The organism is Arthrobacter sp. 05N33_2 (genome assembly GCF_056397425.1).
This window is the reverse complement of sequence record NZ_JBFTNJ010000094.1, coordinates 1-9,347: the sequence shown is the minus strand read 5'-3', so window position 1 is coordinate 9,347 and position 9,347 is coordinate 1. Positions and strand designations below refer to the sequence as shown.

7 protein-coding genes, 2 tRNA genes and 1 pseudogene are annotated in these 9,347 nt (G+C 68.5%); 4 read left to right on the top strand and 6 right to left on the bottom strand.

What is annotated here, in order from left to right; translation table 11 throughout:
• The coding region (locus tag AC1DHX_RS19490) for an HNH endonuclease (protein WP_476900374.1) at positions 1 to 507 on the top strand (507 nt) is incomplete at its 5' end.
• A 173-nt stretch (positions 508 to 680) separates the two neighbouring features.
• Here AC1DHX_RS19490 and leuD read toward each other — a convergent pair.
• Positions 681 to 1,283, bottom strand: a complete 603-nt coding sequence (gene leuD, locus AC1DHX_RS19485) for a 3-isopropylmalate dehydratase small subunit (RefSeq protein ID WP_476858776.1) — start codon at positions 1,281 to 1,283, stop codon at positions 681 to 683.
• 74 nt (positions 1,284 to 1,357) lie between these two features.
• A complete protein-coding gene (gene leuC / locus AC1DHX_RS19480; RefSeq protein WP_223916419.1) occupies positions 1,358 to 2,812 on the bottom strand; it encodes a 3-isopropylmalate dehydratase large subunit in 1,455 nt (484 codons plus the stop codon).
• A 130-nt stretch (positions 2,813 to 2,942) separates the two neighbouring features.
• Between leuC and AC1DHX_RS19475 the strand changes: the two genes are divergently transcribed.
• Positions 2,943 to 3,662 (top strand): IclR family transcriptional regulator, encoded by a 720-nt coding sequence (locus AC1DHX_RS19475; protein ID WP_026266447.1) that lies wholly within the window; start codon positions 2,943 to 2,945, stop codon positions 3,660 to 3,662.
• Positions 3,663 to 3,675: 13 nt separating this feature from the next.
• Positions 3,676 to 4,212, top strand: a complete 537-nt coding sequence (locus AC1DHX_RS19470) for a DUF1697 domain-containing protein (protein WP_230008516.1) — start codon at positions 3,676 to 3,678, stop codon at positions 4,210 to 4,212.
• 34 nt (positions 4,213 to 4,246) lie between these two features.
• Here AC1DHX_RS19470 and AC1DHX_RS19465 read toward each other — a convergent pair whose 3' ends face one another.
• From AC1DHX_RS19465 to AC1DHX_RS19450, 4 genes are all read right to left on the bottom strand, one after another.
• Positions 4,247 to 5,899: a GTPase gene (locus tag AC1DHX_RS19465; protein WP_476858777.1), complete on the bottom strand. Its 1,653-nt coding sequence runs from the start codon at positions 5,897 to 5,899 to the stop codon at positions 4,247 to 4,249.
• Positions 5,896 to 7,668, bottom strand: a complete 1,773-nt coding sequence (locus tag AC1DHX_RS19460) for a dynamin family protein (RefSeq protein WP_476858999.1) — start codon at positions 7,666 to 7,668, stop codon at positions 5,896 to 5,898. The genes AC1DHX_RS19465 and AC1DHX_RS19460 overlap by 4 nt, the downstream gene beginning before the upstream one ends.
• Positions 7,669 to 7,838: 170 nt before the next feature.
• Positions 7,839 to 7,911, bottom strand: a tRNA-Glu gene (locus tag AC1DHX_RS19455).
• A 129-nt stretch (positions 7,912 to 8,040) separates the two neighbouring features.
• Positions 8,041 to 8,112, bottom strand: a tRNA-Gln gene (locus AC1DHX_RS19450).
• A gap of 345 nt (positions 8,113 to 8,457) precedes the next feature.
• On the opposite strand from AC1DHX_RS19450, the pseudogene AC1DHX_RS19445 reads away from it, so the two are divergent.
• Positions 8,458 to 9,347 (top strand): annotated as a pseudogene (locus AC1DHX_RS19445) (hypothetical protein); the annotation flags it as partial.

The window sequence follows — 9,347 nt, the reverse complement described above, 5'->3', positions numbered from 1 at the left end:
GCGTTCAACCTCTGGCTCCGCCGGCTCTACACCCACCCCGGCACCGGCGAGCTCATCGCCATGGACTCCCGCGCCCGGCTCTTCCCACCCGGGCACCGCCGCTTCATCCAGGCCCGCGACGACACCTGCCGCACCCCGTACTGCGACCCGCCCATCCGCCACCTGGACCACATCATTCCCTGGCACGCCGGCGGCCCGACCACCACGGACAACGCCGCCGGACTTTGCGAAGCCTGCAACCACACCAAGGAATCCCCCGGCTGGAGAGCACGCCCCAGCCCTGAAGCCGAACCCGGCAACCGCAGAAGCAGCAGGCACACCATCGAACTCACCACCCCCACCGGCCACACGTACCACTCCACCGCACCACCTTTGCCCGGAACACCGCTTCGGCCACCAGCCACAGACCAGCCAGGCTCCGAGCCGGGTTCCCGCCAGCTTCACCTGATCCGGGTTCGGGCGAAGGCTCTCAAGAGCCGCAAACGCGCTGCCGTCGCGGCGGCCTAAGCGCGCTGAGGGCCGGACAAGACGCGAGCACCGCACAAACACGAGTGCCGCCGTCGAGTCTTACAACTCGACGGCGGCACGTCATTGCCAGGCACATCACTGGGCTCTGGCCCTAGGCCCGGGAGCCTCAGGTCCGGAACATTAGGACAACCAGGAGCCCCAGGTCTGGAACTTTAGGACAACCGGGCGGGCAGCGTCTTGGGCTTGAAGGAAGGCCGGGTGGCCTCGTACGCGGTGATGTCGGGTTCGTGCTTCAGGGTCAGCCCGATGTCGTCCAGGCCCTCGAGGAGGCGCCACCGCGTGTAGTCATCAATCTCGAACGGMGCCACAATGTTGCCGCACTGCACGGTCTTGGACACGAGGTCCACCGTCACCTCGGTACCCGGGGCGTTTTCAAGTTCTTTCCAAATGAGCTCGATCTCATCCTGGGCGACTTCGGCGGCAAGCAGGCCCTGCTTGCCGGAGTTGCCGCGGAAGATGTCGGCAAAGCGGGAGGACAGGACCGTCTTGAAGCCGAAGTCCTTCAGCGCCCAGACGGCGTGCTCGCGTGAGGAGCCGGTGCCGAAGTCGGGACCGGCCACCAGAACGGATCCTGCATTGAACGGCGCCTGGTTCAGGATGAAGGACGGGTCCTTGCGCCACGCTGCGAAGAGCGCGTCCTCAAAGCCGGTGCGCGTGATGCGCTTGAGGTACACGGCGGGGATGATCTGGTCCGTGTCGACGTTGCTCTGGCGCAGCGGGACACCGATTCCGGTGTGAGTGGTGAACTTTTCCATGGCGGATCCTTCGGGACTGTGTGGAGCGAGGCTGTGTGGAGCGAGGCTTCGGATCTGGGCGGGAAAGGCGGAGACTACGCGGCGCCGACTCGGACCGCCGCGGACTCCGGAGCAGGGTCCAGATCCGACGGCGAACTCAGGGTGCCTCGGACTGCCGTCGCCGCTGCGACCACGGGCGAGACGAGGTGGGTGCGGCCGCCCTTGCCCTGGCGCCCCTCGAAGTTGCGGTTGGACGTGGAGGCGCAGCGCTCCCCCACCTCCAGCTGGTCCGGGTTCATGCCCAGGCACATGGAGCAGCCGGCGAAGCGCCACTCGGCCCCGAAGTCCTTGAAGACCTTGTCCAGGCCCTCGGCTTCAGCCTCGAGCCGGACGCGGGCGGAGCCGGGCACCACCAGCATGCGCACGGCCGGGTCCTTGGTCCGGCCCCGGATGATGTCGGCGGCGGCCCGGAGGTCCTCCATCCGGGAGTTCGTGCAGGAGCCCAGGAACACCGTGTCCACCCGGATGTCCTTCATCGGGGTGCCGGCCTCGAGCCCCATGTACTGCAGGGCGCGTTCGGCGGCGGCCTTGGCGTTTTCATCGCCGAAGTCATCGGGCGACGGCACCTTTGCGGACAGCGACACGCCCTGGCCCGGGTTGGTTCCCCACGTCACGAACGGTTCCAGGGTGTCGGCGTCGAGGTCCACCTCGACGTCGAACGCTGCGTCGTCGTCGGTGTGCAGCGTGTTCCAGTATTCGACGGCGGCATCCCAGTCGGCGCCCTCGGGCGCATGCGGGCGGCCGTGCATGTAGTCGTAAGTGGTCTGGTCCGGAGCCACCAGCCCGGCGCGGGCGCCGGCCTCGATGGACATGTTGCAGATGGTCATCCGGGCTTCCATGGACAGCGCACGGATGGCGGAGCCGCGGTATTCCAGCACGTAGCCCTGCCCGCCGCCGGTGCCGATCTTGGCGATGACGGCCAGGATGATGTCCTTGGCGCTCACGCCGGGGCGCAGCGTGCCCTCAACATTGATCGCCATGGTCTTGAACGGCTTCAGGGACAGCGTCTGGGTGGCCATGACGTGCTCCACCTCGGAGGTGCCGATGCCCATGGCGAGCGCTCCGAAGGCGCCGTGGGTTGAGGTGTGCGAGTCACCGCAGACCACGGTCATGCCGGGCTGTGTGAGGCCCAGCTGGGGGCCCACCACGTGCACGATTCCCTGTTCGGCGTCGCCGAGGGAGTGCAGGCGGACGCCAAACTCCTGGCAGTTGTTGCGCAGGGTCTGGATCTGGGTCCGGCTGGTGAGATCGGCAATTGGCTTGTCGATATCCAGCGTGGGAGTGTTGTGGTCCTCGGTGGCGATGGTGAGGTCCGGACGGCGCAGCTTGCGGCCGGCGAGCCGCAGACCTTCAAAGGCCTGCGGCGACGTCACCTCGTGCACCAGGTGGAGGTCAATGAAGAGGAGATCCGGCTGGGCGTTGGCTCCTTCGCCGTCCCCCTTGCGCACTACGTGCGCGTCCCAGACCTTCTCGGCCAGTGTCTTTGCCACGGCCTGCTCCCTTCACTGCGGTAAGTATTGTGCGTTCCGACGGACTATCTCCTCCACTGAACCAGCACAGCCAAGTAATACGCCAGCGCGTTGACTTGCATCTCAGATAATGAGACGTCAATATCATTACATGGACAATTCTAGTGGAGTCGGTGTCATCGATAAAGCGGCCCATGTGCTTGACGCACTTGAGGCCGGCCCCACCACCTTGGCGCAGCTGGTGGCGGCCACGGGACTGGCCCGGCCCACCGTGCACCGGCTGGCTCTCGCGCTGGTGCACCACAGGCTCGTGAGCCGCGATATCCAGGGCCGCTTCGTGCTCGGGAGCCGTCTGGTGGAACTGGCCTCCGCCGCCGGCGAGGACCGCCTCATCGCCTCCGCCGGCCCCGTGCTCATGCAGCTGCGCGACGCCACCGGCGAAAGCGCCCAGATCTTCCGCCGCCAGGGTGACTGGCGCGTCTGCGTGGCCTCCGCCGAACGCCCGATCGGGCTGCGCGACACCATCCCCGTCGGCACCCAGCTGTCCATGAAGGCCGGCTCCGCCGCCCAGGTGCTGCTGGCGTGGGAGGACCACGACCGCCTCCTGGAAGGCCTCCAGTCCGCCCGCTTCACCCCCACCGTCCTGGCCGGAGTACGACGCCGGGGCTGGGGCCAGAGCCTCGGCGAACGCGAGCCCGGTGTCGCCTCCGTTTCGGCCCCCGTCCGCGGGCCGTCCGGCCGCGTGATTGCCGCCGTGTCCATCTCCGGCCCGATCGAGCGCCTGACCCGCCAACCGGGGCGCCTGCACGCCGAAGTGGTCTGCAACGCCGGCCGTGTCCTGACGGAAGCGCTGCGCAAGACCAACGACTAAGTATGCTGTGCCCATGAACAGCTATGCGGTCTTCCTGCGGGGCATCAACGTGGGCGGCATCAATATCAAGATGGCCGATCTCAAGAACGCCCTGAAGTCCCGGCCATTTTCGGGTGTCGTGACCCTGTTGGCCAGCGGCAACGTCGTGCTGGCCAGCGAGCTGGATCCGGCCGGCGTCAAAAAGGAATTCGAGGCGTGCCTGCGGGAAACCTTCGGCTACGACGCCTGGGTGGTGGTGCTCACCGCGGGCCGTGTGGCAGCCCTGGTGGAGGCCTGCCCCTACCCGGCCGACGACGCGTCCACCCATACGTACCTGACGCTCGCCTCTGATGAAGAGGTCCTCTCGGAGCTGCTCGAGGCAGGCAGGGCCTTGGACGGGGCCGAGCTCACCCGGCTGGGCCCGGAAGCCCTGGCCTGGCTCGCCCCCGCCGGCGGCACTCTGGACAGCCCTTTCAGCAAGCTCTCCTCGAAGGCGAAGTACAAGGCTGCCACCACCACACGCAACCTCCGCACCATGATCAAGGTCCGCGACGCCGCGGCCGGGATTTAGGCAGGCCGCATCCGGCCGGACCCGCACGGACGGCTCACTGCCGACCCGCGGCGGCCTTCAGCGCGGCCGTGAACTTCGCCAGGCGGCTGAGCTCACGTTCCACGGGCGCCACGACGAGTTCCCCCGCGACGGCGGCGACGGCGGCTGTCAGTCGCTTCCGTGCCACGGCACTGCGTGACGCTGCCGCGGCTCCGGAGATGAACCGCGCCCCAATCGCCAGGACGATGCCCAGCAGCACTCCCCCGGCGATCATCACCGTAGGAACCGGCCAGCCCTGGACCCGTGGGACCTCTGGCACCGGCAGTTGCAGGTAGCCGAGCGCAGCCAGGACTCCCAGCCACGCGAACCCGGCCAGGGCCGTCACCAAGGCGAGCCACTGAACCGCGTTGAACCCACCCCACCACCAGGACTTCCTGCCAGCGGACAACTCTGTGGAGGCAATTGCCTGGTCCAGTGCATCCGGCAGCCGGTCGTTTACTTCCCGGGCGGCGCCGCGGATGGCCGCCCGCCACGGGCCAGGGGCACCGGCGGACGCCGCCTCAGCGAATTCCCGGACGGCGGCATCGGTCCGCGCCTGTTCCGGCGCCCCGGCAGGCGGCAGCGAGGTCCGGTTCAGCTCAGGCTTGGCGCCCTCGCGGCGCAAGTTCAGACGCCGCAGCGGATCCGGCCGGAATCTGGCCAGCCAGCGGGTCACGGGCCAGCCCGTGCGCCGGGTTGCCTCCAGCCGGTAGGACCGGGCGACGGCGTCGACCACCAACGGCACATTGGCGGCCACAGCCAACTCCCCCGCCAGCCGGGCCTTGGCCGCCGCCGTCGCACCGGCGGCCGTCGTGCCACCAGCGGCCGTCGTGCCACCCGTGGGCAGGCCGGACGCCTCGGCAAGCCGGGCGGCGGCCAGCGTGACATCTGCCGCAAGTCGCTGTGACATCGCTTTACGCTGCATCGCCACCTGCCGGATCGCGGCCCGCACCTTGTCCACCCCCGTCCCCAGCACGGCGGAAGCCCCGAGGACCTGAACTTTGTCCAGCCCGTCCCGCGCCAGGATAGCTGTGAGGGATTCCAGGACCGGCCGGACCTCGTGCTCCAGGAGCCTGTCGATCTGGTTGAGCACCACGATCGTCACGGCCCCGTGCGAGGACAGCGGGGCCAGGAAATCGTTGTGCACGGCGGCGTCGGCATATTTCTGCGGATCGAGGACCCAGACGAGGACGTCCACGATGCCCACCATCCGCTGCACAATCTCACGGTTGGCGGCCCTGGTCGAGTCAAAGTCCGGCAGGTCCAGAAGGATCAGCCCGGTGTCGTCGTCGGCGAACCCTTTGATCGGTGCCGCAGCGTGGCGCTTTCGGACCTCCAGCCAATCCAGCAGCGCATCGCTGCCCTGGACGCCCCAAATGCCCGCCAGCGGCTCGGTGGTGGTCGGCCTGCGCACGGCCGCCGTCGCGATCTCCTCGCCGCTTACGGCATTGAAAAGCGATGACTTGCCGCTGCCGGTGGCTCCAAAAAACCCGACCACCGTGTGGTCTCCGGACAGCGACCGCCGCGAACTCGCGCGGTCGAGCACCTGCAGGACACCGGCCAGGATCTCCTCCGGGAGGACTCCGGATGAGAGCTCCGTGGCGCTGTTGAGCGCTTCCAGCCTGCGATCGAGCTGGGACGTCTCGCGGGCGGCCGCATGACGGCTCATGACGTGGCCGCCAGCCGGCGCAGTGCCGCCGCATGCCCGGCAATGGCTGAGGGCGGCACGCCGCCGTCGACCTCCAGCCGGGTCAAGAACCGCCGACACTCCGCAGCCAGCAGGCCCTGGCACCGCAGATGCAGGTCTTCGCGCGCGGTCCGGGCCAGCCGGCGGACGGCGTCCTCCCCGAATACTGCCTCCAGGAGGCGCTGACCCACGACGGCGGTGCCGCCGGCAACTCCGATCTCAAGCCCGGTCAGGCCCGCGGTCATGGAGAACACCACAATCATCAAGGCAGCGCCGAGGCCGTTGATTCCGAAGGACAACCAGCGGGCCTGGGTGCGCTTGCCCTGGCCTTCGGTGCGGATGAGTTCCATCAGGCTCCCCTGCCAAGCGCGGATTTCGGCCGCCACAGCATCCGCGAAGCCCTCGGAGGCACCGGAAAGATCGTCGGTGCCCAGCACCTGCCTTCCGGCGGGGTCTGAACGCCACCGCTGGTCGGTGTGCTCGGCGGCCTTAGCGGCTTGATCGACAATGACCGCCTGCAGTCCCGTTTCGATCGCGGTTTCCACCCTGACCGCAGGCGCCGGTTCACCCCGGACGAACGCGCCCACGCGGTCACGGAAGCGTCCGATGCTCTGTTCCATGGCGCGGAAGAACTCCCCGGTCCCGACGAAGTCCTGCCAGCGCGCCAGCACTTCGCCGCGCAGCAGTGCGCCGTCGCGGGTGGCCTCGAGGATCCTGGCTACGGCGTCGTCATAAGCGTTGCGGGCGTCGGCTGCGAGAACATCGGCTGCGTGCTGCTGTTCGGACAGCGCCCGCTCCGCCGCGTCGACGCGGTGGGCGAGCGCGAGGAGGGTGCCGTTGAGGGTGCGCCGGGCGATTCCGGCCCGTCCCGCAGCGTCCCCGGCCAGCTTCCCGAGCCAAACGCGCAGCGGCTCGACGGCCCCTGCAGGAAGCATCCCCGCGGCACCCAGCGGCAGCTCCGGCACCACAAACAGTTTGGCGGCCCCCAGCCCTTCCCGGCTGAGCATGGCCTGCAGATCCGCGCTAACCTCCGCTTCCGCCGCTGGCGGCACCCGGTCCAGGACCACGGCCACCATGATGTCGCGGGAGGCCGCATCCAGGAGCAGGCGCCAGGGCACGGCGTCGGCATACCGGTTGGCTGTGGTGACAAACACCCAGAGGTCTGCGGCGGCAAGCAACTGCCCGGCCAGCTGCCGGTTGTTCTCGGAAATGGAGTCGACGTCGGGCGCGTCGACCAGGGCGATTCCGGGCGGGACCGCGGAGTCGGAGACAAGGACCAGGGAGGTCACCGGGCCGGGATCCAACGCCGCATCAGCCGGGGCCGGCGCCCGGCCGTCCACGAGGGCACCCCGGATGCGGCCCAGGGCCGGCAGCACCCGCTGGCCCTCAAACCAAGCGGCGTCGGTGGGATGGTGCAGCAGGATGGGCTGGCGGGTGGTGGGGCGGATCGCACCGGCCCGCGTGACGGGGTGGCCCACCAGGGCGTTGACCAGGGTGGATTTTCCGGCCCCGGTGGAACCGCCCACCACGGCCAGCAGGGGCGCGTCGAGGCTGCGGTACCGGGGCAGGATGTAGTCATCGAGTTGAGCCACGGCCCTTCGAAGGTCCAGGCGCGTTTGGTCCGTCCCGGGGAGGGCGAGCGGCAGCCGGAGGGCCGCGAGGTCCTGCCGCACTGCCTCCAGGAGGGCCACGCCGGTTGCGGCCCCGGGGCCGGTTTCATGGGAGCTCACTGCATCATCATGCCAGTTCAGAACGTGGTTCCTGCGGGGGCGCCGCTGCGCGGAACCAAAGCGCCATGCGCAGCGCCTAGCGGGACTCGGAGCGCCCGGCAATACGCCGGCGGACGAGTCTCGCCTGGAAGCCCAGCCATCGGGGGAAACGAAAAACGGCCCCGGGCTGATGCCCGGGACCGTTTTCATTGTGACCCCAGCGGGATTCGAACCCGCGTTACCGCCGTGAGAGGGCAGCGTACTAGGCCGCTATACGATGGGGCCGCGTACTTCCTGAACAGCATTTCTGCCATTCAAGCCAAATGATTGTTTCATACATTTGGCCGCCGTTTCAAATCGGACCAGCCGATTCAAAACTTCCGAATTTCAGCGGAAACCCGCGGAACTTCAGAGCTGGGATACCAGGACTCGAACCTAGAATGACGGTACCAGAAACCGTAGTGTTGCCAATTACACCATATCCCAAAGGCACTTTCGCTCCGGATGTTTGGGCCTAAACCCTCACTCCCGGCGCCTCAGCACGAGTAATTACTTTACCCGAGAGTTTTCACTTCCACAAATCGGGCGTACGGCGGCGGGATCGGGCCGCCGGGGCGGGCCGCGCGCGGCGTCGATGGCCGCAATACCCGCGCCAGCCCTTGCCAATCCGGCGGAAACACGTTTACGCTCGGTAAGTTACCAACGAGTAACCACCCCTCCCCCACTCCGTTGCGGGCAGCTTTGCGCTCATTTTCCGGTGTTAGCTGCGTCACAGCTGCTGGGGTGGCCGACAGCAGAGCCGCTGCCGGCGGGAACGTCGAGAGGAATCATGTGCCACAGAGTCGTGCCGCTATCAGCAAGACCCGGACCCGTGCGCAGCAAATCGCCATCGCCACCCTGGCATTGCTGCTCATGGCCCTGCTGGGGTTCTATACCCTCGTCACGGGCCGCATCACGGACGGTTCGGCCAAGCTCAAGGACGGGGCCGCGCAGGCGTCCGCCGGAGCCGGCCAGCTGGACGACGGCGCCGGGAAACTCGCCAACGGCGCCAGCCTGGCCGATACCGGGGCCGGAAAACTTTCCGCGGGGGCGGAAAAGATCTCCTCGGGCATCAGCACCCAGCTGGCACCCGGGGCGGACAAGCTCCAGGCCGGCGCCGGCCAGTTGGCCGAAGGTGCCGTCAAGATCGAAGCCGACGTCACCAGCAAGCTGGCCCCCGGCGTCTACAAAGTCGACGACGGTGCGCAGAAGCTCGCGGCGGGGGCCGTGCAGCTTTCGGCCGCGCTGACGCCGACGCCGGCGGGCAACGCAGAGAACAACCTCGCCGACGGGGCCACCCGGCTCGACGGCGGCGCTGCCCGGCTGGCCGGCGGCACCGCAGCGCTGGCAGGCGGCACGGACCAGCTCAAGGGCTACCGCGGTGCCAACGGCAATCCGGAGGCCGGAACCGGGACCGCGGCCCTGGCTCAGGCGCTGGAACTGCTGGAGGCGGCGGCGGATGACCCTGTCAAGGGGCTCGTTCCGCTTTCGGTGGTGAAGGACAAGATCGCCAAGATCACCGCGGGCGCGCACAAGCTCGACGTCGGTGCCAGCCAGCTGCAGGCCGGCGCGCAGCGGCTGCAGGACGGCGCGGGCCAGCTGAACGCAGGAACGGGCAAGCTCAAGGCCGGATTCGCGACGCTGGCCGGGAAGCTCAACAGCCAGGACCCCAGCCAGGACCC